This window comes from Pseudomonas pudica (assembly GCF_015680405.1).
Lineage (GTDB): Bacteria > Pseudomonadota > Gammaproteobacteria > Pseudomonadales > Pseudomonadaceae > Aquipseudomonas > Aquipseudomonas pudica.
In genome coordinates this window covers 64,108-89,409 of sequence record NZ_JADLJS010000021.1, presented here as the reverse complement: position 1 = coordinate 89,409, position 25,302 = coordinate 64,108, and the positions used below count along the sequence as shown (strand labels likewise).

Sequence of the window (25,302 nt, the reverse complement as noted above, 5' to 3'; positions counted from 1 at the left end):
CCCACAGGTAAACCACAGCCTTGAAGTCTGCGCAGTACCTGTGGGAGCTGGCTTGCCGGCGATAGGGCCGGCGCAGGCAGCAAATCAGGCTCCGTCCAACCCCATCTGCCAGAAGTCCGCCTCCAGGCTGGACGCCTGGCCGAAAATCCCCACCAGCTCGGCAAACCGTTGCTCGGTCATGCTCCGCGCTGCCAGCTCGTCCAGATGCTTGCGCGCCGCGGTGGCGACACCCTGGTAGCCTTCACCGGCATACTCGGCGATCCACTCGCGGTACGGGTGATTGCTCAGATCGCCAATGCGCCCGGACAACGCACGGCCAATCTCGGCATAGCCGATTACACAAGGCGCCAAGGCCACATGCAACTCCAGCAGGTCACCCGCGGCACCACAGTCCAGCACATAGCGGGTATAGGCAACCGTGGCCTGGTGTTCAGGCGCGGCCTCGATATCGGCCTGGGTCAGACCCCAGCGTGCGCACAGGCGCAAGTGCAGCTCGGTTTCATCCAGAATCGCCGCCAGCCCGGCCTGCGCGGCGCGGATGTCGGCCGGGCGCCGGCTCTTGTAGGCGGCCAGCGCCCAGGCGCGGGCGAACTGGATGAGGAACAGGTAATCCTGTACCAGATAGGTGCGAAAGGCGGCTTCGCTCAACGTACCCTCGCCCATCTGGCGCACGAATTCGTGGTCGACGTAGCTGTTCCACTGCGGCGTGGCGGCAGCCTTGAGGCGGTCGAAGATATCCATGCTCATTTTTCCTCCGGGTAGACGGCATCGAAGAAGGCCAGCTCCAGCGCCACGGTGCGCAGGTAGAAGTCAGCCGCCAGCGCGGCTTCCTGCGGGCCGACCCGGTCGAGTTCGGCTTGCAGGAAGGCAACGAAGTCCTGGAATGCCGGGTTGTCGTGCAGGGTGATCCATTCGGCATGGACGAAGTTGTCCGGCATCGGTTTTGGCGCCTTCAGCGCCCAGTCCAGGTACAGGCCTTCGGCGACGTTGAGTACTGCCAGTGCGGCCGCATAGGACCGGGTGGCCGCCGCTTCGCGCATGATCGCCTTGAAGCCTGCGGTTGGCACGGTGTCGGCCGGTTCGCTGCGTTGCGTGGGGCTCACCCCCAGGGCCTCGAAGGCGCGCAGGAAGTAGGTGTTCTCGTCACTGGAGATCATCCCGGCAAAGCGGCCGAAGCGCAGGCGCGCCTCGAACGTGTCGGCGGTGGCGATGGCCGCGCCCAGCAGGGTCAGGAAGCTGTCGAGGAAGCGGTGGTCCTGCACCAGGTAGTCGACCATGATCGGGTCCGGCAGGCTGCCATCGCACAATTGGGTGACGAAGCGGTGGCCAACGGCCGCCGACCAGGTCGGCTCGCTGCGGCGGCGCAGGGACTGGCTGAAGCGTTCGGTCATGTTGCTGTCCTTGATGGAGAGTGACAGCGAGACCGCGGTGGTTGGCATGGACGGGCCTCGCAGTGAGGCCGGCAAAAAGGCAGGTTTCAAGTCCCATCCCTTCGCCGGCATGATCCGGATCAGGTTCGAAGGGTCACCGCGCTGCAGCGTCCAGCGGTTTCTCAGCCCGTTGCCGGGCTCCCCTTGGTGGCGCTCAGGTATACCCCAGGGCGCCGCTGCTGTCACCACCCAATCTGGGGGAAATGGGTGACCCACAAGTGGGGGGCTCACCCATTTTTGACGCCATGGCCATTAGCTCACATCAGGCGCCACAAGGGTTTGTTTAGAAACACATTCCTCGCATTTGGGTTGGCACAGCCGTTGCTCCAGCCCCAAAAACGGGCAAAACGCCACTGATGGCTGAAAGCCATAAGGCCGCGAGCGAGGCATAAGGCAATGAAAACACCTGCCGTGATCCACCCTGCCAGGCATGCATTCCAGCTATCCACCCTCACCACGCTGATGCTCGGCCTCGGGCTGGTGACGGCGACCGCCGCTCCCCTCGACGACAACAGCATGCCACCGCCGACCGACCCGTCGGCCTACACTGACCAGCCAGCCGACCCGACAAAGGCCTTGCTGGACCTGTTCAACATGCCGCCGGCCAACCAAGGCTCGCTGGAGCTGACCAATGGCGTGTACGGCAACCGCGACACGGTAAGCGCCAACAATGTGTTGCCACCGGCCCTGCAAACCGACAACAAATACCCCACCAATGGCAAGCCCAGCCCGCTGTTCGGGGCACTGCCGTTTACCCAGCAGCTACTGCTGTTCGAGGAATTCGGCACGGAAAAACTCGACCCCACGCTGCCGCCGCCAACCCTGACCTTCCCGGTGCCCACCCTGGGTGCGGCACCGGCGCAGGACCCCAACGTGGTTGCGCGCAGCGGCCCTAGCGGCACGGCCCTGGAAGCCTTCCTCAAACAGCCGGGCCTGTACCCGTTCCCGACCCAGTATTCCAATGTGCTCGACCGCAACCCGTGGAAGGCGCAGATCGAGATGTTCCTGAACCGCAAGCCGGTCGGCTCGCCGGCGGAAGGCCGGCCACCAGGAAAAGGCTGGTCGCACCAGCGCTGGAACGAGTTCTACCCGCAGGCCGGCTTCAAGACCGCCCAGGCTGGTGCACGCATCAACCAAGGACTGCGTGACCGCAAGCAACTGCACAACTATGCAGTCGGTGAATTTGCCCCGGGAGGTCTGTACTACCAGACCTCTGACATCCCGAACACGCTCGGCACCACCAAGGGCATCGACACCCGATTCCATCCGAAGATGCCATTGCAAAACCACAAATCGGTATGGACCTTCGACGGTACGTTCCCGCCCAAACTGCTGATGGCGCGCCATGGTCAGCCGATCCTGATGCGCCATTACAACGCCCTGCCGATCGACCCAGCAGCCAACAACGGCTTTGGCCTGCACACCCTCTCCACCCACGAGCACAACGGCCATTCGCCGGCCGAGAGCGATGGCTATGCCAATGCCTACTTCTTCCCCGGCCAGTATTACGATTACCGCTGGCCGTTGCAGCTGGCTGGTTACGACACCATCAACACCCGCGCCCAGGACCCACGCGCGGCGTTCCCCTGCTCGCCGGGTGAAACGCTGTTCGTCAATGACGCCTCGCCAGGGCTGAAAACCTGCCAGAACGGCAGCATCAAGATCCGTGGTGACTGGCGCGAAACCATGAGCACCCATTGGTTCCACGACCACATGATGGATTTCACGGCACAGAACGTCTACAAAGGCAACGCCGTGATGATGAACTACTACAGTGCCCTGGACCGCGGCAACGAGGCCCTGCAGGATGGCGTCAACCTGCGTTTCCCCAGTGGCTCGGGCATGCCGTGGGGCAACCGCGACTACGACGTCAACCTGGTGATCGCCGACAAGGCCTGGGATGCCAACGGCCAGCTGTGGTTCAACCCGTTCAACACCGATGGCTTCCTCGGCGACCAGATCCTGGTCAACTGGCAGTACCGGCCCACGCTCAAGGTGCGCGCGCGCAGCTACCGCTTCCGTATCCTGAACGGCTCGGTGTCGCGCTACTTCAAGTTCGCCGTGGTGCGTGAAATTGCCGGTACCAGTGGCGAATTCAAAGGCCCCACCGGCTCCAACCTGTCGTATGCGCGAGTGCCGTTCCACATGATCGCCAACGACGGCAACATCATGGAACACACCGTTCCGTTCGACGGTACCCTGGACCTCAACGGTGACGGCAACCTGCAGGACAACAACGGCATCCTGCCGCTGCAAGGCATCGCCGAGCGCTACGACATCATCATCAACTTCGCCAAGAACGGCATCAAGGTCGGCGACAAGCTGTACTTCGTCAACCTCGAGGAGCACCAGAGCGGCAAGGGGCCGGAAGGCGCCATCTCGCTGGCCGACGTGCTGTCGGAAAAGTACAAGCCAGTGATCAAGCAGACCACCAAAGGCCCGCGTTGGGAAAATGGTGATCCAGCAATCGGTAAGTTCCTGCAACTAGTGGTACAGCCCTACAGCGGCCAGGACTTGAGCATGAACCCGGCAGACTATGAGCCCGCCAAACCAGGGAAGGCCGCAGGCATGAAGATGCTGCCGCTGCCGATCGACCGCAACTCTGCCACCGACCAGGCCAAACTCCAGGCTGCCCGACACCGCGAGTTCATCTTCGGTCGCTCCGACGGTACCGACACCCAGCCCTGGACCATCAAGACCGATGGCGGCTTTGGTTACTCCATGGACCCACGGCGCATCAGCGCGGCGCCACAGCTGGCCCAGCAGTCGACCGACGGCGGTTTCAGCGGCGACGGCACCCTGGAAGTGTGGAAGATCATCAACGGCGGCAATGGCTGGAGCCACCCGGTGCATGTGCACTTCGAGGAAGGCGTGATCCTCAGCCGCGACGGCAAGGCACCGCCGGAATGGGAAAAATGGGCGCGCAAGGACGTGTTCCGCATCGGGCCGGATATCGACTCTTCGGAAGAAGTGGAAGTGGCGATCCGCTTCCGCGAGTTTGCCGGCACCTACATGGAACACTGCCACAACACCCAGCATGAAGATACCTCGATGCTGCTGCGCTGGGACCTGGAGCACCCAGGCCAGTTCCAGGTGATGCCGACCCCGCTGCCAGGCTGGGATGGCGTGGAGTACGTCGCTTCGGTTGGCCTGCCGACCTTCCGCACGAAAGACCGTGGCGACGACGACCCCATCAACAAGCCGCCAGTCGCGGCCAACGACAGCGCGGCTACCACGGCCGGCAAGCCGATCACCCTGAACGTGCTGGCCAACGATACCGACCCGGAAGGCAACCTGCCGCTGACCGTCGTCGGGCTCAGCCAGCCAGACTCCGGCCAAGGCAATACCAGCACGGATGGCACCAAGGTGACCTACACCCCGCCGGCCACTGTCACCACGCCGTTCACCGCCAGCTTCAACTACTCGGCGCGTGACGCCAAGGGCGCCGAGTCGGTAGCGCCGGCCACGGTCAGCATCGCGGTAGGTTCGGCAGCGGTGGTCGACCAGATCCAGGTCACCAGTGCCACGGTACAGGTGCTCAGCAGCAACCGTTTCACCTGGGAAATTGCTGGCACTACCTCGGTGGCCACGGGCAACAGCATCACTGTGACCGCGGCCACTACCGGCGGCCCGGTGAACCTGGGCACCGCCACGATGACCGCTTCCGGCAGCGGTGCCAGTTGGCGGTTGGTGGCAACCACCTCCGGCTACGGCCCGGCCACGCCGGCGACGGTGACCGTGAAGTCGGCGCTGGGGCAGAGCGTGACCGCGCCAGTCAGATACAAGTGAGGGTAAAGCGGGGCTGCCAAGCAGCCCCGCTACCGTTATCGACGAGGGTCCATAATGTCCGGCTCATGGCGTTTCCTGCTGGTGCTCTCGCTGTTCGCCGCCAGTATCCCGTTCTGGCCGCTGCAACCGCAGCAACCAGTGGCCGACGAAGCTGCAACGCCCTGGGGCGCCGACTACTTCCCCAACATCCCGCTGCTCACCCAGGACGGTGAAAAAGTGCATTTCTTCGACGACCTGATCAAGGACAAGGTGGTCGCCATCAACTTCATTTTCACCGGCTGCTCCGATTCCTGCCCGGTGGAGACTGCTCGCCTGCGCCAGGTACAGAAAATCCTCGGTGACCGGGTTGGCAAGGACATCTTCCTCTACTCCATCAGCATCGACCCCTACAACGACACCCCCGCCACCCTCAAGCGCTACGCCGAAAAGTTCGGTATCGGTCCCGGCTGGACGCTGCTCACCGGCGAACCAGCCGATATCGAACAATTGCGCCGCAGCCTGGGGCTGTACATCGATGGCCTGGAAAACGGCCGTTCCAAGGACCACAACCTGAGCCTGATCATCGGCAACCAGGCCACCGGCCGCTGGATGAAGGCATCGCCCTTCGAAAGCCCGTACATCCTCGCCGACCGCCTGGGCAATAGCCTGCACAACTGGAAACAGGCCAGCGCCATGGCCAACGACTACGCCCAGGCTCCCGAGGTGCGCGCCCCCAGCAGTGGCGAGCAGCTGTTCCGTACCCGCTGCTCATCTTGCCACACCTTGGGCAACGCCGAGCCAGGGCAGCCTGGCATCGGCCCAGACCTGCTGGGCGTGACCCGCCAACGTGATGCCAACTGGCTGACCCGCTGGCTGAAGGAGCCTGACCAGATGCTGGCCCAGAAAGACCCCCTGGCCATGCTGCTGTACGAACAGTACAACCGCGTGGCCATGCCCAACATGCGCCTGGGCGATGCCGAAGTCAGCGCGCTGATGAGCTACATGGAGGAAGAAACCGCGCGCCTGCAGACGCCTCTGGCCGATAAGGGCAATCCTTAAAGGCAATTAGCCATCAGTCATTAGGCTGTCATCTAACTGTCGTATTTTTCGACCATCACCCAGGGTCGGGAACTATCAGCAGTGATTCGCCGTTCGCTTTCATCCGCCAGCCTTCTGCGGCTGCTGATCCTGATGCTCTGTGCAGCCACCCTGGCCTTTCTCTGGGGGCTGCACGTTTCGCAGAAGGCCGCCGCCCGCCAGGACGCGCTGTCAGCCAAGGCCGCCGAGCACCTGAACCTGGCCGGTATCGTCAGCGAAAGCCTGCGCCAGCTGGTGGATCGCGCCCAGGCCGTGGGCCGGGTCACCCAGGACGACATGAAGGTGCTGCGCCAGGGCAGCGCAAGCTTGGCGCGAATGCTTGCCGAAGACCCGGTTTTCAAGCGCATGAGCCTGTACGACCGGCGCGGCCGGCTGTTATCGGCCAGCCATGCCGACGAGGCCGACGAGCTGCCCGAAGACTGGTTGCGCCAGTTGCAGCGGCACGTTGCCCGCTACGGTTTCAAACCGTTCCTGCCCAGCGTGCAGCCCCCAGGCCAACCGGTCACCGAGCCCAACTGGCGCCTGCCCTTCCTGCTGCCGCTGACCAACCTGCCCGGCCGCGAGATCGACAGTATCCTGGTGGTGCAGCTGGACATCGGCTACCTCGCCGTGCTGCTGCAGCACATCGACCTGGGCACCAGCGGGCTGGTGCGCCTGTTGCAGGATGACGGCCTGGAACGGTTGCGCATCGATCGCAGCGGCGTGGTGGTAGCCGATGACGCACTGCTGCCAGGGCTGCCGGACAACGGCAGTGAAGCGGGCATGCTGACCCAGTACGCGGCCGGCGCCCCGTACCAGAGCCTGTACCGGCGCCTGCCCGGGCGGGGTTTCAGCGTGGTGGTCAGCCAGCGCCAGGAGGAAATCCTCGCGCCCTCCACGCTGGCCTATTCCCGGCAGTTCTGGCTGAACCTGAGCATGACCCTGATGATCCTCGCCAGCCTGCTATGGACCTTGCGACTGTTGCGCAAACGCCAGGAGGCCTTCAGCGCGCTGGAACAGGCCCAGCAGGTCAACCAGCAGTTGATCGGCCGCCTCGAGGACGAACACCGGCGCAGCAGCCACGCTGCGGCCACCGACCACCTCAGCGGCCTGCACAACCGCCGCCAGTTCGTCGAGGTGGCCGGCCAGGTGCTCACCCGGCAACGCGGCAAGCGCCGGCTGATGGCGATCCTGTTCATCGACATGGACCGCTTCAAGTCGATCAACGACTCGCTCGGGCACAAGATCGGCGACTTGCTGCTGCAGGCCGTGGCCGGGCGTATCCAGCGCCTGCTGGAGCCCGGCGACGAGGCCTCGCGCTTTGGTGGCGACGAGTTCGTGGTGCTGCTGGCCGGCGAGCGCAGCGAGGAACAGATCAATGCCTGGGTCCGCGTACTGGTGCAGAGGCTGTCGGCCACCTACGCGCTGGACGGCCAGGAGGTCAACACCAGCCCCAGCGTGGGCGTGAGTATCTGCCCGCGCGATGGCCAGGACATCGACAGCCTGATCCGCAGTGCCGATGCCGCGATGTACTCGGCCAAGCAGGCCGGGCGAGCCCAGTACCGCTTCTTCGACCCGTCGCTGAACCTGGCCGACATCCACGCCTTCACCCTCGAACAGGCCTTCGGCAGCGCCCTGGCCGAGCGCCAGTTCGTGCTGCACTACCAGCCACAGATCCGCCTCGACACCCAGCAGGTGCTGGGCTACGAAGCGCTGGTGCGCTGGGACCACCCCGAGTTCGGCCTGCTGTACCCGGACCGGTTCATCGGCCTTGCCGAACGCAGTGGCTTCATTGTCGAGCTGGGCTGGGAGGTGTTGCGCCTGGCCTGCGAGGCGTTGTCGGGTTGGGGGGCTCAGGGCCGGGACACGCGGCTGGCGGTCAATGTCTCCGCCCTGCAACTGCGCCAGCCGGATTTCGCTGCACGGCTATTGAGCAAACTGCAGCAGTACGCCATCGCTCCGCAGCGGCTGGAGCTGGAAATCACCGAAACCACCATCCTAGAGCCCGAAGGCACGGCGGTGGTGCACCTGCACACCCTGCGCAACGCCGGTTTGGGCATCAGCCTGGACGATTTCGGGCGCGGCTACGCCGGCTTCGCCCACCTGCACTCGCTGCCGCTGAGCAAACTGAAGATCGACCGCTCGCTGATTGCGCCGCTGTCCAACAGCCACGACGACAGCCCGATCGTGTCGTCCACCATCATCCTTGCCAAACGTCTGGGCCTGGAGGTGGTGGCCGAGGGCGTGGAAACCCGCGAACAAGTGGTGTGCCTGAAGCTTGCTGGCTGCGATATCGCCCAGGGCTATCACTTCAGCCGGCCGCTGTCGTCGGCGCAGCTGCGCGACCACCCGCTGTTCAACGGTATCGAGGACAAGGCCTGCGTGTAACAGAAGCTCTGGCCGGGAGCAGCGAATGAGTGTTGGGTCGTCGGCACACCAGCATCGCAGCCGGGACAGGCAATTCATTTCGGTTTATCGTGTGCCCATCATCCACTTGCACCTGCACCATGACTGACATCGAGCGCTACGTCCGCGCCGCCACCCGTGACAACACCCGGCGCAGCTACCAGGCCGCCATCGATCATTTCGAAACCCACTGGGGCGGTTTTCTGCCGGCCACGGCCGAGAGCATCGCCCGATACCTGGCCGACCACGCCGACCAGCATGCCGTGAGCACCCTGCGCCAGCGCCTGGCGGCGCTCAGCCAATGGCACGTCGCCCAAGGTTTTCCCGACCCGACCAAGGCGCCGTTGGTGCGCCAGGTGCTGCGCGGCATCCGCACCTTGCACCCGACGCCGCCCAGGCAGGCCGCGCCGCTGTTGCTGCAACACCTGCAAAGCGCAGTGGAATGTTTTGAAGAAGAAGCCCGCCAGGCCCGGGAGCAGCATGACCTGGCCACCCTGCGCCGGGCGCGTCGCGACGCTGCGCTGCTGTTGCTGGGCTTCTGGCGCGGTTTCCGTGGGGATGAACTGGCACGCCTGCGCGTAGAGCACATCCAGGCCGAGGCCGGTGTCGGCATCACCCTGTTCCTGCCGCGCAGCAAAGGCGACCGCGAAGCCCTGGGCGTGCAACACCGCACCCCGGCCCTCAAGGCGTTGTGCCCGGTCACGGCCTACCTGCAATGGCTGGAAGTCGCCGGCATCGCCCATGGGCCAGTGTTCCGCAAGCTCGACCGCTGGGGCAACCTCGGCGACACCGCGCTCAACAGCAACAGCCTGGTCGGCCTGCTGCGGCGCATGCTGGAACGCGCCGGGGTACCGGCGGCGCTGTATACCGGCCACTCGCTGCGCCGTGGCTTCGCCACCTGGGCCACGGCCAATGGCTGGGAGTTGAAGGCGCTGATGAGCTATGTGGGCTGGAAAGACGCCAAGTCGGCATTGCGCTACATCGACGCGGCGCAGCGCTTTGGCGAACTGGCCGTGCTACCGGCCAGCCAGGCACAAAAGCTCATTCCTTGAAGGTATGGCGGGCTATACCGCCAATTTCGGGGCTGATGGCATACAGGTCGCCTGCATCAGGGTAATGGTGCAGGTCTTCGGCACTCATGCCGAAGCGCGCGGTGCTGATGAACAAGGTATTCATCCCCTCCCCCCCGAAACAGCAACTGGTGGGGCAAGGCACCGGCATCAGCACCTGATCGGTGAGGTGGCCATGGCGGTCATAGCGCAGCAGGCAACTGCCATGGTACTGGCACACCCACAGGCCGCCTTCGCGGTCCAGCGCAAGGCCGTCCGGCCGCCCCAGTTCGGCGGGGGTTTCGGCAAACAAGGTGACCGCGCCAAGCCGGCCTTCGGCCAGGTAACTGGCGCGATAGATCGAGCGCGCCGCCGAATCGACGAAGTACACCGTGTGGCCGTCCTGCGACCAGGCCAGGCCGGTGGGCAACGCCATGTCGTCGTGGATCACCTGATCATTCAAGTTTCCGTCAAAGCGGAACAGCGCCCCGGTGTTGCCGCTCAGGGCATCGTCCATCAGACCGGTCACGAAGCGGCCCTGGGGGTCGCAGGCGCCGTCGTTGAAACGGTAGGTCGACCGTGGGTGAACCGACACCGAATGCCGACGCACCTTGCGCAGCGGCACGTCGAAGATGGCCACGCTGGCATCCTCGGTGAAAATCAGGTTGCCTTGGTTGGTCAACGCCAGCGCGCCGATGCGTGCCGCGGACTCGTACAGGCACTCGGCTTGGCCATCGGGCCTGAGGCGGTTGATGCGCCCGCCAGAGATATCGACGAAGTACAACGCACCGCTGCGTTCATCCCAGACCAGGCTTTCGCCCAGGTCGGCGCGGGTGCTGGCGACGTTGACTGGCAGGTAGCTGCATGGCTGGAGGTGGTTACGCAGCTCGCCCGCCTGCGCAAGCGTCAAGGAGCAGGCCAGTCCCAGGCCCTGTGCGGCATCGGTGAACACCGCTACGTTGTCGTGGAATGGCTCTGTGACGGGCATTTGCTGGCTACCTTCGATTCTCCTTCCTACGATAACAACAAAAAAATCAATGACCAAGCGCGGGGTGCGCCTGACTGCAGCGGTCAATCAAGTTCGCGTTGCGCGGCGCCACAACCGCCCGATATCACAAGCACGCGCCCGCAACAGTTCAGCGGCATCGGCACATGCGTGCTCCAGGCTCATCGGCCCGCTGGCCAGGGCAAAGGCAGCATCGACACCGTGGGCATACAGCTGTTGGTAGCCTTCACCCAAGGTCCCGGCCAGCACCACCACCGGCACCCCGTGGCGCTTGGCAACCCGGGCCACGCCCATCGGTGTCTTGCCGCGCAAGGTCTGGGCGTCAAAGCGCCCTTCGCCGGTCACCACCAGGGCTGCGCCCTGCACCAAGGCATCCAGGCCGGCCAACTCAGCCACCACTTCCACCCCGGGGCGGAATTGCGCGCCCATGAATGCCCGCGCCGCGAACCCCATGCCGCCGGCAGCGCCACAACCAGGGTAGTCCCGTACATCTTCACCCAGCAGCTGCGCACAATGGTCGGCAAAATGACTCAGGGCGTGGTCCAGCGCCTGCACCTGCTGTGGGTTGGCGCCTTTCTGCGGGCCGAAGATCGCCGAGGCACCATTGGCGCCACACAGCGGGTTGTCGACGTCTGCTGCAACTTCGAACTGCACCTCAGCCAGGCGCGGGTCGAGGTCGCTGGCATCGATGCGGGCCAGTTTGGCCAAGGCCAGGCCGCCCTCCTGCAGCACTTGCCCGTCGGCGTCCAGCAGGCGCAGGCCTAGCGCCCGCAACATGCCACTGCCCCCGTCGTTGGTCGCACTGCCGCCGATGGCCAGCACTACCCGTTGCGCGCCGGCGGCCAGGGCGGCGGCAATCAGCTCGCCGGTGCCCCAGGTGCTGCTGCGGCAGGCATCGCGCTGGCCAGGCGGCACCAGCTGCAGGCCACTGGCCTGGGCCATTTCGATAATGGCCGTGCGGCTTTGCGGCAGCCAGCCCCAGCCCGCCTCCACGCTTTGCCCCAAGGGCCCGCGCACGGCCTGACGACGCAGTTCGCCGTGGCTGGCGGCGAGAATCGCATCCATGGTGCCTTCGCCACCGTCAGCCATCGGGCACTCGACCAGCTCGGCCTCGGGCCATGCCTCGCCCAGACCCGCTGCGATGGCGCGGGCGACACCGGCAGCGTCGAGGCTGTCCTTGAACGAGTCGGGGGCAATGACGATCTTCATGGGGGTTCTCCTGTCCTGATGAGCGGCATGCTGACAGGTGGCTGCCAAGGAGGCCTCGGTCAAATGCACAAAACGCCGGGCGGGTTGTTTGGGCAGTTGCCTTTCGCCTGTACTGGCCCTATCGCCGGCAAGCCAGCTCCCACAGGTTCAACACAGGCCTGAGAGCAGCAAGTATCCTGTGGGAGCTGGCTTGCCGGCGATTGGGCCGGTGCAGGCTGCCCTTCAGTCGGCAGGCAGCAGCTGCAACCCCAGGTACAAGCTAAGCATCCCTTCCATGCGCAGTGGGTCGACCTCGCCCAACTCGGCAATCCGCTCCAGGCGGTAGCGCAAGCTGTTGCGGTGGATGCCCAGGGCATCGGCACAGGCCTGGCTCTGGCCGTCATGGGCACACCAGGCGCGCAGAGTAGTGAGCAACTGTCCGCTACTGTCCTTGCTGCGAATACGCTGCAACGGCTCCAGCAATTCATCCAGCGCATCATCGTTGCGATGCCGCCACAGCAATGCCGGCAACCGGTAGCGCTGCAGGCTGAGCAGGCGCTCGCCGGGCAGTACCTCGCGCCCATAGGCCAACAGGTCGCGCACCCGGCGATAACCCCGGCGCAGTTGCTCCAGGCTTTGCGCGGCACTGCCCAGGGCCAGCCGCTCCACCTCCCAGCCATGACGCTGCAGGCGTTCCAGCAGACGAGGCTCGTCCAGCACCACGCCAGCCGGGCGACACCACAACAACGACTGGCGGGCCGGGCTTACGCACCAACTGTCCGGGTAGCGGCTCATCAACCATGCCGCCAGGGTTTCGGCAGCTGGCCCCGAGGCCAGTTCGAACAGGCACGGTACCCGTGGCAACTGGGGTTTCAAGCCCAGTTGCCGGGCCTCGTCGAGCAACCGCGGAGAATCGCCGCTGCCGCCCAGCAGCAGGGCCAGCAAATCGTCACAGCGCTGCCGTCGCCATTGCTGGTCGGCCTGCAAATGGCGCTGGGCCAGCAGCATTTCGGCGGTCATGCGCACCAGCTCACCATAGGTACGCACTTGCTGCGGGTCACCGGTCAGGCCAAGTACGCCCATCAATCGGCCATCGAGCATCAGCGGCAGGTTCACCCCGGGCTGCACGCCCTTCAGGCATTTGGCCGCGTCGGTATCCAGCTCGACGATACGGCCGTTGGCCAACACCAGTTGCGCGCCCTCGTGGCGGGTGTTGATACGCTCCGGTTCACCACTGCCGAGGATCAACCCCTGGCTGTCCATGACATTGACGTTGCATGGCAGAATGGCCATCGCCCGGTCAACGATATCCTGTGCCAGGTCATGGTCGAGTTCGAACATTGAGCGGTCCTTTGGAGATCAGGGTTTTGGGCTCGGGCACAGCAGCCCGGTGCAAGTGCTGTGCAAAAGCACAAAGACAGGCACGCCGCAGTCCCCGAGACTCGTCAGGGCGAGCGCCGGAACAGGCGACGCGGCGACAACCATAACAACAGAGAACCCGATCATGGCATACAGCCCCGCCCCTGACCAAGGCACGGACACCCACCGCAACGCGCTGTACCGGCGCATCACCCTGCGGCTGATTCCGTTCATTTTCATCTGCTACCTGTTCAACTACCTGGACCGCGTCAACGTCGGCTTTGCCAAGCTGCAGATGCTCGACGCCCTGAAGTTCAGCGAAACGGTGTACGGCCTTGGCGCCGGCATCTTCTTCATCGGCTATGTGCTCTGCGGCCTGCCGAGCAACCTGGCGCTCAACCGCTTCGGCCCGCGGCGCTGGATCGCGCTGATGATGATCGCCTGGGGCAGCCTCTCCACCTGCCTGCTGTTCGTCACCACACCCACCGAGTTCTACGCCCTGCGCCTGCTGACCGGCGCCGCCGAAGCCGGCTTCTTCCCGGGCGTGGTGCTGTACCTTTCGCGCTGGTTCCCGGCGGCCCGTCGCGGTCGCATCATGGCCCTGTTCATGTCGGCGATCCCGGTTTCGGGCCTGCTCGGCGGGCCGTTCTCCGGCTGGATCCTGCAACACTTCGCCGCTGGCCAGCATGGCCTGGCCGGCTGGCAATGGATGTTCCTGATCCAGGGCCTGCCAACCGTTGCACTGGGTGTACTGGCGGTGTTCCTGCTCAGTGACGGCTACCAGAAAGCCGCTTGGCTGAGCCCGACCGAACGCCAGCTGATCGCCGCCGACCTCGAGGCCGATGCCGCCAGCAAGCCGAGCACTACCGGCGACAGCGTGCTCGCCGTGCTGACCAACCCGCTGATCTGGACCTTCGGCTTTGTCTATTTCTGCATCCAGAGCGGTGTGTACGCGATCAACTTCTGGCTGCCGTCGATCATCAAGAACATGGGCTTCGACAACCCGTTGCTGATCGGCTGGCTCAGCGCCATCCCGTACCTGCTGGCCGGCGTATTCATGATCCTCTGCGGGCGCTCGGCCGACTTGCGCAACGAGCGCCGCTGGCATCTTGTGGTGCCGATGCTGATGGGCGCCATCGGCCTGCTGATCGCGGTGAACTTCGCCGGCAACCCGGCCATCGCCATCCTCGGCCTGTCGATCGCCACCATGGGCGCGCTCACCGGCCTGCCCATGTTCTGGCCGATGCCTACCGCGCTGCTCAGCGCAAGCGCGGCTGTCGCAGGCCTTGCGATCATCAACTCGGTGGGCCAGATGGCCGGCTTCCTCAGCCCGTACCTGGTCGGTTTCATCAAGGACCAGACCGGCTCGACCGATGCCGCACTGTATTCGCTGGCGGCGTTGATCGTGTTCGGTAGCCTGGTGGCCTTGCGGGTTACCCGGTCCGGTGCGCTGAGTACTGCAAGGGCCAGTTGAACCTCTTCGCGGGCTCGCCCGCTCCCACAGGATCACCACAAGCTCGAACGCTGTGGTATCCCTGTGGGAGCGGGCAAGCCCGCGAAGGAGCCAGCCCAGGCCACGTAAAATCCACACCCTCCACCGATCGTCAGCTCAACGCATCCCCTCCCCGACCCAGGCGTCAAATGGTTCCAAAGGCCCCTTTGGAGAACCCCCATGACCCAGCACGCCGTTGCCCGCCTGGCCCAACTCGACGAATACCGCCCCCTGCGCGTCCAGGCCGGCAGCGAGGAAATCATCCTCATCCGCCAGGGCGACCAGGTGCACGCCTACCAGGGCAACTGCCCCCACGAAGGTGCGCCACTCAATGAAGGCGTGGTGTGCGGCGGCCTGCTGGTGTGCCCTTGGCACAAGGCCGCGTTCGCGGTGGACGAGGGCGCGGTCTGCGAGCCGCCGGCCCTGGCCGACCTGCGCCGCTACAAAACCTGGGTCAAGGGCGACGAGGTCTGGGTCGACGACCAGCCCCTGCCCAGAACCGAACCGCCCCGCCACAGTGATGCCCGCTGTTTCGTGGTGGTCGGCGCCGGTGCCGCGGGCAGCGCCGCAGTTTCCACCCTGCTGGCCCATGGCTTTGCCGGCCGCCTGGTCTGGATCGATCAGGAGCACCAACCAGCCTACGATCGTACTTCCCTCAGCAAGTTCGTGATCGCCGGGCAGATGCCGCCCGATGAAGTACCAGCCCTGCTCGAGGCCGATGCCCTGCGCAAGGGCCACCTGGAACGCAAGCATGGCAAGGTGCGCACCCTGAACACCCAGAAACGCCAGGTTACCTTGGCCGACGGCCAGCAGATCGACTATGACGCCTGCCTGCTGGCCACCGGCGGGAAGGCGCTGCGGCCCGATATCCCGGGTGTTGACCTGCCCGGGGTATTTACCCTGCGCTCAAGGGAGGATGCCGCGCACTTGCTGGACGCTGCCGAGCCCGGCCAGCCGGCAGTGATCGTCGGCGACGGTTTCATTGGCCTGGAGGCCGCCTCGGCCTTGCGCAAATATGGCGTGCAGGTGCACCTGGTCACCCGCCATGAGGTCCCCCTGGCCCGGCAGTTGGGCGAGCGCATTGGCCGTAGCATCCGCGAGCTGCACGAACGCAAGGGGGTCACCTTCCATGGCCCCACCGAGGTCGAGCGGATCGAGGGCCAGGGCAAGGTCGAGGCCGTGCTGCTGGCCAACGGTGAACGGCTACAGACGCCATTGGTGCTGCTGGGCACCGGGGTCAGACCGGCGACCGCTTTCATACAAGGGGTGCTGCTGACCGAAGACAAGTCGGTGCAAGTGGACGCTGAAATGCGCGCTGCAGATGGCCTGTGGGCCGCAGGGGATATCGCCACCTTCCCGCTCAGCGGGCGCCCGGTGCGAATCGAACACTGGCGCCTGGCCCAGCAACATGGAGTGATCGCCGCCGCCAACATGCTTGGCGAGCAGCGCCGCTACGCCGACGTACCGTTCTTCTGGACCTACCAGCATGGCCGCACATACGAAGTACTGGGCCACGCGAGGGACTGGAACCGTATCGAGTTCGTCGGCGAGCCGGAAAAAGGCGACTTCATCGCCTTGCAATGCGTGGATGAGCGGGTCGAGGCGGTCATCGCCAAGGGCTATTCCGATGCCATGGCGACGCTGTCGCAACGCCTTAAGCGCCCGCTGAGCTTGCAGGAGGCCTTGGCGCTGATCGGTTGAGGCTGCCTTTCATTGCGCCCCGGTTGTGTGTAAAACGGATAGATCAGCCGACCGCACAAGGACCCAAGCGCATGATCTACCGCCCCCTCGGCCACAGTGGCCTGCAGGTTTCCGCCCTTACCCTGGGCAGCATGATGTTCGGCGAGCAGACCAGCACCGAGGACGCCCTGCGCATCATCGACAAGGCCAGGGACCAGGGCATCAACTTCATCGACACCGCAGACGTGTACAACGCCGGGCGCGCGGAGGAAATCGTCGGCGAAGCGGTGGCCCGCCATCGTCAGGACTGGATCGTGGCCAGCAAGGTTGGCTTTGGCCCGGCCGATGGCCTGCCCAACCGCAGCGGGCTATCGCGCAAGCACATCTTCAATGCCCTGGAAGCCACGCTGACGCGCATGGACATGGACTACCTGGACATCTACTACCTGCACCGCGAAGACCACAAAGTGCCGCTGGAAGAGAGCGTGCAGGCCATCGGCGACCTGCTGCGCCAGGGCAAGATCCGCTACTGGGGCGTGTCCAACTTCCGTGGCTGGCGCATCGCCGAGGCATGCCACATTGCCGAGCGGCTGGGCGTGCCCAGGCCGGTGGTGAGCCAGCCGCTGTACAACATCGTCAACCGCCAGGCCGAACCGGAGCAGCTTACTGCTGCGGCAGCCCATGGCCTGGGCGTGGTGCCGTTCAGCCCGCTCGCGCGGGGCGTGCTCAGCGGCAAGTATGCGCCGGGAGCGGTGCCGGATGCCGGTAGCCGTGCCGGGCGCCAGGACAAGCGCATCATGGAGGTGGAATGGCGCCAGGAGTCGCTGGCCATCGCCCGGCAGATCCAGGCCTATGTGGAGGCCAAGGGCGTGGGTATCGTCGAGTTCGCGATTGCCTGGGTGCTGAACAACCGGCTGGTCAGTTCGGCAATTGTCGGGCCGCGGACGGAAGAACAGTGGGATACCTATGGCGGCGCGCTGGCGGTGAAGATTACCGCCGAGGATGAAGCGTTCATTGATTCATTGGTGACGCCGGGGCATGCGTCGACGCCGGGGTTCAAAGATGTGGCGCATTATGTAAGTGGGCGGTTGGCCCGCAGCTGATCCGTCTCCTGTTCTGACCTCTTCGCGGGTAAACCCGCTCCCACAGGATCACCTGTGCCTTCAGGGCCTGTGCAACCCCTGTGGGAGCGGGTTTACCCGCGAAGAGGCCGGTAGCTTTAACCCAGCTGCGCCAGGGCTTGCGCGGCATAAGCATGCGAACGCTGCCGCGCCAGCGGGTCGTGGATGCGGCAGTCGATCATCAGTTCATCCGCCCCGGTCTGCTCGATCAGGGTGCGCAACCCTTCCCTTACCCGCTCCGGCCCGCCGGCCACGGTGCAGGCCATCACCTGTTCAAGTACCGCGCGCTCATGGTCCGGCAGGCTTTCGACATACCCCTCCTGCGGTTTGGGCAACAAGCCGAAGCGCCCGACATGCAGGTCCAGCATCCATTTGCGATGGGAGCTGGCCAGGTAATCCGCCTCGGCATCGCTATCGGCGGCGAACAGGTTCATGCCCACCATCACATACGGCTTGGCCAGTTGTGCCGAAGGCTGGAAGTTGGCCCGGTAATGGGCGATGGCCTGCAGCAGGTAGCGCGGGGCAAAGTGTGAGGCAAAGGCATAGGGCAGGCCCAGTTTCGCTGCCAGGTCGGCGCCGAACAGGCTGGAGCCGAGGATCCACACCGGGATGTCATGCTTGCCCGGCACGCCGCGTACGCGGCGCTGGCCGTTGTCGGCCAGGTAGTCACACAGCTCGGCGATGTCCTGGCTGAAGTCGCGCTCTGGCGCGGCACCACGCAAGGCACGCACGGTCGGCCCGGAGCTGCCCGGCGCCCGGCCGAGCCCAAGGTCGATGCGGCCAGGGTGCAGGGTGTCGAGCGTGCCGAACTGCTCGGCCACCACCAACGGCGCGTGGTTGGGCAGCATGATGCCACCGGCACCGACGCGAATATGCCGGGTGGCGTTGGCGATTTCGTTGATGACCAGTGATGTTGCGGCCGAGCCGATGCCCGGCATATCGTGATGTTCGGCGATCCAGTAGCGGCTGTATTGCTGTTGCTCGACATGGTGCGCCAGTTGGCGGGACTCTTCGATCGCGTCGGCGAAGGTCTTGCCTTCGCCGATCATGACCAGGTCCAGTACGGACAGTGCAGTCATGGGGTCTCCACAGGGATTATCAGTGAGTGCCAGTTTCCTTGCTGCGCCGACAGCGATAAACCCGGTTTCAGGCCCGGCATAGGGGCCTCCCATTCCCCAATCAGTATTCCCAGGGCACGCCCGGTTCCCAGCTGGCTACCAGCAGGTCGATGAAGCCGCGTACCCGTGGCGACAGGTGGCGCTTGCTTGGATAGACGATGCGAATCGGGTCCGCCGGCGGCCGATAGGCTTGCAGCACCTCCACCAAGGTGCCACTGCGCAGGTCGTCGCCAGTGATGTAGGTGGGCAGGTGAATCAGCCCGAAACCCGCACGGGCGCCATCGAGCATCGCCTCGGAGCTGTCGATGTTCAGCCGCCCGGGGTCTTCGCACAGGTGCAGCCCCGCTTCGGTATGGAAGCGCCACGGCATGGCCTTTTCGCCGGCCAGGAAGGCGATCCTGTCATGGCCGTAGAGGTCGCAGGGCACCTGCGGTACGCCGCGTGCGCCCAGGTATGCGGGCGAGGCGCAGGTGACGAACTGCTGCCAGGCCACCGTGCGCGTCAACAGTTGCGAGTCTTCCTTCGGTGCGCCGATACGCACCGCAACGTCGATACCCTCATCGACCAGGTCGACGAAACGGTCGGTGAAGCGGATATCCGCGCGCAGTTCGGGCCACTGCTTCAGGTACCGGTCGAGAATCGGCAGCACATGGCGCTGGCCGAACGACAGGGGTGCTGTCAGGCGCAAGGTACCGGTGGGCTTGCCGCGGCGCTGGGCCATGGTGCTTTCCACCTCGTCCAGGTCATCCAGAATCTGCCGCCAGCGCTCGTAGGCCACCAGGCCCTCGTCGGTCAGGCTCAGCTTGCGCGTGGTGCGGTTGAGCAGGCGCACGGCCATGCGTGCCTCCAGGCGAGCGATGCTCTTGCCCACCGCCGAGCGCGTCAGGCCCAAGGTGGCGGCGGCGGCGGTAAAGCTGCCGGCCTTCGCGGCGCTGACGAAGGCGGCGATGTCGCCGAAGCGGTTGGGTTCCATGGGTGGTTCCTGAGTCTGGTGCGGCCGGTTTAGATGGGTATGGATTTGTGAAATGCAACCAGGACTATCGAGGCTGCACGCTCCTGCAAGTGTGGCTGCCAGAGCGATCAAGCGAAGACCTTGATCACCAGTAGATGCACCGGATAGAACAGGTAGCCCCAACGTCCCACTGCAGGCACCCGCCTATCATCATGACGCAGCAGCAGCAATCCGACCGGAATGGCCAAGGCTGCAGCAATCAGCGTCAGCACGGTAATGGGCGCCAACAGATGTTCCCGCAACCAACTGTTGGTCAGGTTCCCCCCCATCGCCAACAGGCAAGGCAATACCCAGGCCGGCCCTCCTTTGCGGCGGGCCATCAACCAGGCGCCCGGCAGCATCACCCCCGGCAGCCCGTACATCAGCTGTTCATTGAGCAACCACCCTGCAAGCAGACCGGCAACGCCAAGCACGCGCGCCGACCTCGACGGATGATGCACGCCCCACGCAACCAGCAACCCCAGCACCAGGGTCGGCATCACGCTGAACGTTGGCGAACCACTGTCCAGCCAACGGTAGGCAGGCTCCGACAGCACCGCGAACACCAGCATCAACCCCAGATAGCGCAGGTTGCCGCGGGTGTACAGAGCCCCGCCCCTGGCGCGCCCGACATTCACCGCAATCGCCAGGCAGAACAGCGGAAACGCCAACCGGCCCACTACGAACAGGCCATCGGCACCCGGCCACAGGAAACGCAGGTGGTCGGCGACCATGGTCAGCATCGCCGTCCACTTGACCATGTCCAGCCCGGCTGATCGCATGCCTCAGCGCCCGGGTTCGACTGTGGCGGGCCCCAGGTAGCGATCGGTCCAGGCAGCCAGCGGCAAAGGTGGCTGCTGTTCGACGATCCGTCGCCAGATCAGCACCAGGTCGTCGCCGTTTAATGCCGCCCCTGGCCCGGCACCCTTCCACATCGACGGCACATCGGCAATCCAGTCCCCCTGGCTGTCACGGTGGGCCATTTTGAAGCGGAACGTGTAGTTCCCCGGAATGCCCATGCGCAGGTCGCTGACCACCAGCACATCGCCGACCTGGTCGTAGCGCAGCCAGTCATCGGTGAACCAGCGCAAGCGCTGATGCAACGGGTTCCCGGCCAGCGCTTGCGCGAGTTGCAGATTACGCGGCAAACGCTGCATTTCTGGCGCTTGCTGGTCGAACGTACTGCTGATGCCTTCGTAGTAATCGCCCTCCGGGGTCTTGGCCAGCACCCGCCAGACCAGGCTGTTGAAGGCTATCGGCACGGCACGTATCTGGCTGACGGCGATACCTTGGCGGTCGAGGGCGGCCTGGAAACGCTGCTCGGCCGCCATGCGTCCGGCCAGGCCGAAACCCAGGTAGCAGGCGCTGAATACCAGGGCCAAGGTCAACAGCTGCGTAGCCTTGCTGGTCAGCCCTTTGATGATTGCGTAGATCACTGCGGCCAGCAGCGGCACGGTGTAGACCGGGTCGATGATGAACACCGCTGCCCAGCTTTCCGGGGTAGCCTGCAAGGGCCAGAACAACTGCGTGCCATAGACCGTGAAAGCGTCGAGCAACGGGTGGGTGACCAGCACCAGCCAGAACGCCAGGAACAGCCTGGGCAAGGTATAGCCTTTGTCTGGCCAGCACCTGTTGACCAGCCAGGCCAGCAGCAAGGCCAGCCCGGTGAGCACGAACAGGGAATGAGAAAAGCCGCGGTGGTAAGTCATCTGCGACACCGGGTCGGCGTAGCGGATGATCACGTCCAGGTCGGGAAGCGTGCCCAGCGCCGCGCCATACAGCAGAGAGCGGCGGCCCTGGATGCGGCCGAGTACGGTACCTTGCAGGGCCGCGCCGAGTACGGCTTGGGTGATGGAGTCCAAGGGAGGCATTCCTGAAAAGGTGGTTTCCAGAAGCTACCTTCATCCTGCCCTGATGCGCAATTCCCTTGGTTATGGGCGTTCATTCTGGGAGGTTGCCCAGCCCTTTTGGGCTGCGCCGTCGCGTAGATAACTGAAATTGTAAGCAATCCGCTCCCACAGAGGTCCCGCAGGCATCCTGTGGATGCGTCAGAACAACTGCCAGGTATAGACCAGCGTCAAACGGTTCTCGTCGATGTCGCTGCGGTAGTTGGACCGGGCCATGGCATTGCGCACCCTGATCCCCAGCCCCTTCAGCACCCCGCCCTGCACGGCGTAACCGATGTCCAGGTCGCGCTCGCGGTCGCGCCCTTCGTAACCCAGCCCAGTGTCGACATTGTTACCGGTTATGTAGCGTACGGTCGCGGTCAGCCCCGGTACGCCCATGGCCGCGAAGTTGTAGTCGTAGCGCACCTGGTACGAGCGTTCGTCGGTGTAGGCGAACTCATAGGTCGGCACTTCGTTACCCAGCGGCGAGATGTTGGCGAACACCCGTGGGAACGGGCTGTCGCCGTAAATGCCCTGGTAGCCGGCATGGAAGCTGTGCCCGCCATGCCGAGCAGTGAACATGGAGAAGAATGCCTGGTTGTCGATGTTGCCGAGCAACGCATCGCCATCCTCGCGCGCAGTGAAATACCCCAGGTTGGCGCTGAGCACCCAGCTGCCTACGGGCTTGCTGTGCTTGAGGCCGACAAAGCCCTGTTCATAGATGTCCTCCAACTGCCCGTACCACAGGCTGACGCTGCTCTGGTTGGCATTGAACGCATAGTCCCCGCCCAGGTAGTTGAAGGCATCGCTTTCTACCTGGCGCATCGGCACATGGCCGAGCATGGCGTTCATCTTGCCGTCACCGCCTTCATTGCGCAGGTGGGTGCTTTTCAGGTGCCCGGCCTGCACGGTCAGGCCATCGATTTCCGCCGAGTTCAGGCTTGCGCCCTGGTAGGTCGGTGGCAACAGGCGGATGTCGCTGAATGTCAGCACCGGCAGGTTGGGTTGCAGTTCGCCGACGCGCAATTCGGTTTTGGACAACCGTGCCTTGAAGGTGGGCGCCAGGCGGCTGTATTCGTCGGCGGCGCGGCCATCCCCGTGCACCGGCAGCAACCCGGTGTTGGTACGGTCGGGGCTGCTGTCGAGCTTGATACCCAGCAGGCCCAGGGCGTCAATGCCAAAGCCGACCGTACCCGGGGTGTAGCCCGACTTGAAGTCGAGGATGAAGCCCTGGGCCCACTCCTCGGCCTTGGATTGCCGATTGGCCCCGACGATGTCGGAGAAGTCGCGGCTGAAGTAGTAGTTACGGGCACTCAGGGTAGCCTTCGAATCTTCGAAGAAGCCGCCTTCGGCGGCCAGCAACGGTTGGCTGAGCAAAGTCAGGCCCAGGGCGACGCAAGGGGTGTGGTTCATTCCGAAGCTCTCTTGATCTTGTTTTTATGGGTAAAGCGTTGGAAGCACGACGGTTCATGGGGTACGGCGCAGCACCTCCCGGGCTCGTGGCTGGCGCAGCCTGAGCAACCCATGGCTCAGCAGGCCGAACAGCAGGCCCCAGAACGCTGCCGACAGGCCCAGGAAGGCCACCCCCGAAGCGGTGACCAGGAAGGTGAACAACCCGGCATCGCGCTCGGTTGGTTCCGCCAGGCTGCGGGCCAGGGCTTCGCTGATGGCACCATGCAGCGCCAGCCCGGCCAGGGCGGCGATCAGGGCAGCGGGGAATGCTGCGAACAGCGACATCAGCGTGGCCCCGGCGATCCCCAGCAGCAGGTACAGCGCACTGCCAGCCACCGCCGCGACATAGCGCCGCCGTGGGTTTTCATGGGCTTCATGGCCAGTGCACAGGCTGGCGGTGACCGCCGCCAGGTTCAGCCCGTGGCAACCGAACGGCGCCAGCGCGGCACCGGCCAGCGCGCTGGCACTGATGATCGGGCTGGCAGGCGTGGGGTAGCCGGCGTTGCGCAGCACCGCCATGCCCGGCATGAACTGCCCGGTCAGGGCCACCAGCACCATTGGCAGTGCCAGGCTGAATACCGCTTCCAGGCTGAACTGCGGGATGACCCACTGCGGCGACGCCAGCTCCAGCACCAACGCCTCGCTGCGAAACGCCCCGCTGACGACGGTCACCACCGTGCCCACGCACAGCACCGCCGCCACGGCGTAGCGCGGCTGCACCCGGCGCATCAGCACGTAGGTGACGAACATTGCCACGACCAGCAGCGGTTGCACCGGCAAGGCGCGGAACACCTCGATGCCGAAGCTGAACAGGATGCCGGCCTGCATGCCGGCGGCGATGGAGCCCGGCAGGCGCGCGATGATGCGGTCGAAGGCCCCGCTGATGCCTATCAGCAGCAAAACCAGGTTGGCCACCAGGTAGGCGCCAACGGCCTGTTCCAGGCCCAGTTGCGGCAAGGCGGTGACCAGCAGCGCCGAGCCTGGTATCGACCAGGCGATCACCACCGGCACCCGATAGCGCAGGCTGAGCAGCGCGCCAAGCACGGCGCTGCCCATGGACACTGCCCAGACCCAGGAGGACAGTTGCCGATGGGACAGGCCGGCGGCTTCTGCGGCGTGGAAGATGATCACCAGGGGGCCTGCGTAGGAGATCATCGTGGCGATGCAGCCGGCGACGATGGCGGACAGTGAACTGTCCTTGATCAGGGTTTTCATGGCACCTCTCGCATCGGTGATCTATGGCAAGGGCTGTGTGCCCTTGATCGCCGGCGAGCCAGCTCCCACAGAGGTCACAGGTTTCAGCCCTGTGGTGATCCTGTGGGAGCTGGCTTGCCGGCGATAAGGCTTCAGGCCTCCTGCAAAGCCCGCGGCCGCCCACTGCGCTGCTCATCCGCACCGCCCTGGGCCCGCTGCAACTGGAAGTCGAACTTCAACTCGGCATGCCGCCCCGCCTCGCCCTCGACGAACACCACCTCGCCCACCAGCCCATCGCGCGTGGCATAGGCAAAGTCATCCCACAGGTACTTGTCCCCGGCCAGGTTGATCTGCGTGGTCAGGTGCCGGTGCCCAGGCGCCGAGATGAAGAAGTGCACATGCGCCGGGCGCTGGCCATGGCGGCCCAGCAGGTCCAGGCACTCCTGGGTCGGCCCCTGCGGGTCGCAGCCGTAGCCTGATGGCACGATGGAGCGTGCGCGGTAGCGCCCTTGGGCATCGGTGACGATGCGCCGGCGCAGGTTGTACTCGGACTGGCTCTGGTCGAAGAACGAATAAGTGCCACGGGTATTGGCATGCCACAGGTCGACCGTGGCCCCCGGCAGTGGCCGGCCTTGCGGGTCGAGCACCCGGCCCTCCAGGTACATCAGCGTGGCAACGCCCTCCTCGCTACCGTCGTCCATGCGCACTTCACCTTCGGCGATGGGCGCACCGGCCACGTACAGCGGGCCTTCGATGGTGCGTGGGGTGCCGCCGACCAGGCCTGCCTGCTGGTCTTTGGCATCCTGCAGCAGGTCGAGGAAGTGTTCGATGCCCAACCCCGCCACCAGCAGCCCGGCTTCACCACGGCCGCCCAGGCGGTTGAGGTAGTCGACGGCATGCCAGAACTCGTCCTCGCTGATTTCCAGGTCTTCGATCAGCCGCGCGGTGTCTTGCAGCAGGCGCTGCACAATGCGCTTCAGGCGCGGGCTGCCGGCATCGTTGCCAAAGCCCGCGGCCTCTTCGAAGAACTGCTGTACCTCGGCAGTGTGGGAAATTTTCACGGTCATGGTGGGTTACCTCATGTT

The 25,302-nt window shown here is 64.9% G+C and carries 19 protein-coding genes and 1 riboswitch; of the genes, 7 read left to right on the top strand and 12 right to left on the bottom strand.

The genetic code is table 11. The features are described from left to right. Positions 1 to 84: 84 nt before the first annotated feature. The gene (gene tenA, locus IRZ77_RS16205) at positions 85 to 747 is read right to left on the bottom strand and encodes a thiaminase II (RefSeq protein ID WP_046614193.1); all 663 of its coding nucleotides are present in this window, start codon (positions 745 to 747) and stop codon (positions 85 to 87) included. Next, complete coding sequence (locus IRZ77_RS16200) at positions 744 to 1,391, bottom strand: TenA family protein (protein WP_046614194.1); 648 nt, start codon at positions 1,389 to 1,391, stop codon at positions 744 to 746. Before IRZ77_RS16200 ends, tenA begins: the two co-directional genes overlap by 4 nt. 79 nt (positions 1,392 to 1,470) lie before the next feature. After that, a riboswitch (TPP riboswitch) is annotated at positions 1,471 to 1,585 on the bottom strand. Positions 1,586 to 1,826: 241 nt separating this feature from the next. On the opposite strand from IRZ77_RS16200, the gene IRZ77_RS16195 reads away from it, so the two are divergent. From IRZ77_RS16195 to IRZ77_RS16180, 4 genes are all read left to right on the top strand, one after another. After that, positions 1,827 to 5,219: an Ig-like domain-containing protein gene (locus tag IRZ77_RS16195; protein ID WP_196173935.1), complete on the top strand. Its 3,393-nt coding sequence runs from the start codon at positions 1,827 to 1,829 to the stop codon at positions 5,217 to 5,219. A gap of 54 nt (positions 5,220 to 5,273) precedes the next feature. Continuing rightward, positions 5,274 to 6,257, top strand: coding sequence for an SCO family protein (locus tag IRZ77_RS16190; RefSeq protein ID WP_046614197.1), 984 nt, complete (start codon positions 5,274 to 5,276; stop codon positions 6,255 to 6,257). Positions 6,258 to 6,338: 81 nt separating this feature from the next. Continuing rightward, a complete protein-coding gene (locus tag IRZ77_RS16185; protein ID WP_196173934.1) occupies positions 6,339 to 8,663 on the top strand; it encodes a putative bifunctional diguanylate cyclase/phosphodiesterase in 2,325 nt (774 codons plus the stop codon). A 119-nt stretch (positions 8,664 to 8,782) separates the two neighbouring features. Beyond that, entirely contained in the window at positions 8,783 to 9,733 is a 951-nt protein-coding gene (locus tag IRZ77_RS16180; RefSeq protein WP_196173932.1) for a site-specific integrase, read from the top strand. Here IRZ77_RS16180 and IRZ77_RS16175 read toward each other — a convergent pair. The 3 genes from IRZ77_RS16175 to IRZ77_RS16165 form a co-directional block, all read right to left on the bottom strand. Next, positions 9,723 to 10,718: an SMP-30/gluconolactonase/LRE family protein gene (locus IRZ77_RS16175; RefSeq protein WP_046614200.1), complete on the bottom strand. Its 996-nt coding sequence runs from the start codon at positions 10,716 to 10,718 to the stop codon at positions 9,723 to 9,725. The genes IRZ77_RS16180 and IRZ77_RS16175 overlap by 11 nt on opposite strands. A gap of 87 nt (positions 10,719 to 10,805) precedes the next feature. Beyond that, entirely contained in the window at positions 10,806 to 11,945 is a 1,140-nt protein-coding gene (locus tag IRZ77_RS16170) for a glycerate kinase (RefSeq protein ID WP_196173930.1), read from the bottom strand. A gap of 222 nt (positions 11,946 to 12,167) precedes the next feature. Beyond that, positions 12,168 to 13,265: a sugar diacid recognition domain-containing protein gene (locus IRZ77_RS16165; protein WP_025339054.1), complete on the bottom strand. Its 1,098-nt coding sequence runs from the start codon at positions 13,263 to 13,265 to the stop codon at positions 12,168 to 12,170. 163 nt (positions 13,266 to 13,428) lie between these two features. On the opposite strand from IRZ77_RS16165, the gene IRZ77_RS16160 reads away from it, so the two are divergent. The 3 genes from IRZ77_RS16160 to IRZ77_RS16150 all read left to right on the top strand — a co-directional run bounded on the left by IRZ77_RS16160 (position 13,429) and on the right by IRZ77_RS16150 (position 17,558). Further along, a complete protein-coding gene (locus tag IRZ77_RS16160) occupies positions 13,429 to 14,757 on the top strand; it encodes an MFS transporter (protein ID WP_046614202.1) in 1,329 nt (442 codons plus the stop codon). Positions 14,758 to 14,955: 198 nt separating this feature from the next. After that, on the top strand, positions 14,956 to 16,476 hold the full coding sequence (locus tag IRZ77_RS16155; RefSeq protein ID WP_085598910.1) for an FAD-dependent oxidoreductase: 1,521 nt from the start codon (positions 14,956 to 14,958) through the stop codon (positions 16,474 to 16,476). A 71-nt stretch (positions 16,477 to 16,547) separates the two neighbouring features. Then, positions 16,548 to 17,558 carry an aldo/keto reductase gene (locus IRZ77_RS16150; RefSeq protein ID WP_196173928.1) on the top strand — a complete coding sequence of 337 codons (1,011 nt, stop codon included), beginning with the start codon at positions 16,548 to 16,550 and terminating at the stop codon, positions 17,556 to 17,558. A gap of 116 nt (positions 17,559 to 17,674) precedes the next feature. On the opposite strand, the gene IRZ77_RS16145 is transcribed toward IRZ77_RS16150, so the two are convergent. The 7 genes from IRZ77_RS16145 to catA all read right to left on the bottom strand — a co-directional run bounded on the left by IRZ77_RS16145 (position 17,675) and on the right by catA (position 25,284). Beyond that, positions 17,675 to 18,655, bottom strand: coding sequence for an LLM class flavin-dependent oxidoreductase (locus IRZ77_RS16145; protein ID WP_196173927.1), 981 nt, complete (start codon positions 18,653 to 18,655; stop codon positions 17,675 to 17,677). A 100-nt stretch (positions 18,656 to 18,755) separates the two neighbouring features. Beyond that, the gene (locus tag IRZ77_RS16140) at positions 18,756 to 19,667 is read right to left on the bottom strand and encodes a LysR family transcriptional regulator (protein WP_196173926.1); all 912 of its coding nucleotides are present in this window, start codon (positions 19,665 to 19,667) and stop codon (positions 18,756 to 18,758) included. Between the two features lie 107 nt (positions 19,668 to 19,774). After that, complete coding sequence (locus IRZ77_RS16135; protein ID WP_046614207.1) at positions 19,775 to 20,467, bottom strand: TraX family protein; 693 nt, start codon at positions 20,465 to 20,467, stop codon at positions 19,775 to 19,777. A gap of 3 nt (positions 20,468 to 20,470) precedes the next feature. Next, on the bottom strand, positions 20,471 to 21,547 hold the full coding sequence (locus IRZ77_RS16130; protein WP_196173925.1) for a metal-dependent hydrolase: 1,077 nt from the start codon (positions 21,545 to 21,547) through the stop codon (positions 20,471 to 20,473). A 186-nt stretch (positions 21,548 to 21,733) separates the two neighbouring features. Beyond that, positions 21,734 to 22,984 (bottom strand): OprD family porin, encoded by a 1,251-nt coding sequence (locus tag IRZ77_RS16125; RefSeq protein WP_046614209.1) that lies wholly within the window; start codon positions 22,982 to 22,984, stop codon positions 21,734 to 21,736. Positions 22,985 to 23,038: 54 nt separating this feature from the next. Then, the gene (locus tag IRZ77_RS16120) at positions 23,039 to 24,238 is read right to left on the bottom strand and encodes a benzoate/H(+) symporter BenE family transporter (RefSeq protein WP_046614210.1); all 1,200 of its coding nucleotides are present in this window, start codon (positions 24,236 to 24,238) and stop codon (positions 23,039 to 23,041) included. Between the two features lie 131 nt (positions 24,239 to 24,369). After that, positions 24,370 to 25,284 (bottom strand): catechol 1,2-dioxygenase, encoded by a 915-nt coding sequence (catA, locus tag IRZ77_RS16115; protein WP_108481605.1) that lies wholly within the window; start codon positions 25,282 to 25,284, stop codon positions 24,370 to 24,372. Positions 25,285 to 25,302 lie beyond the last annotated feature (18 nt).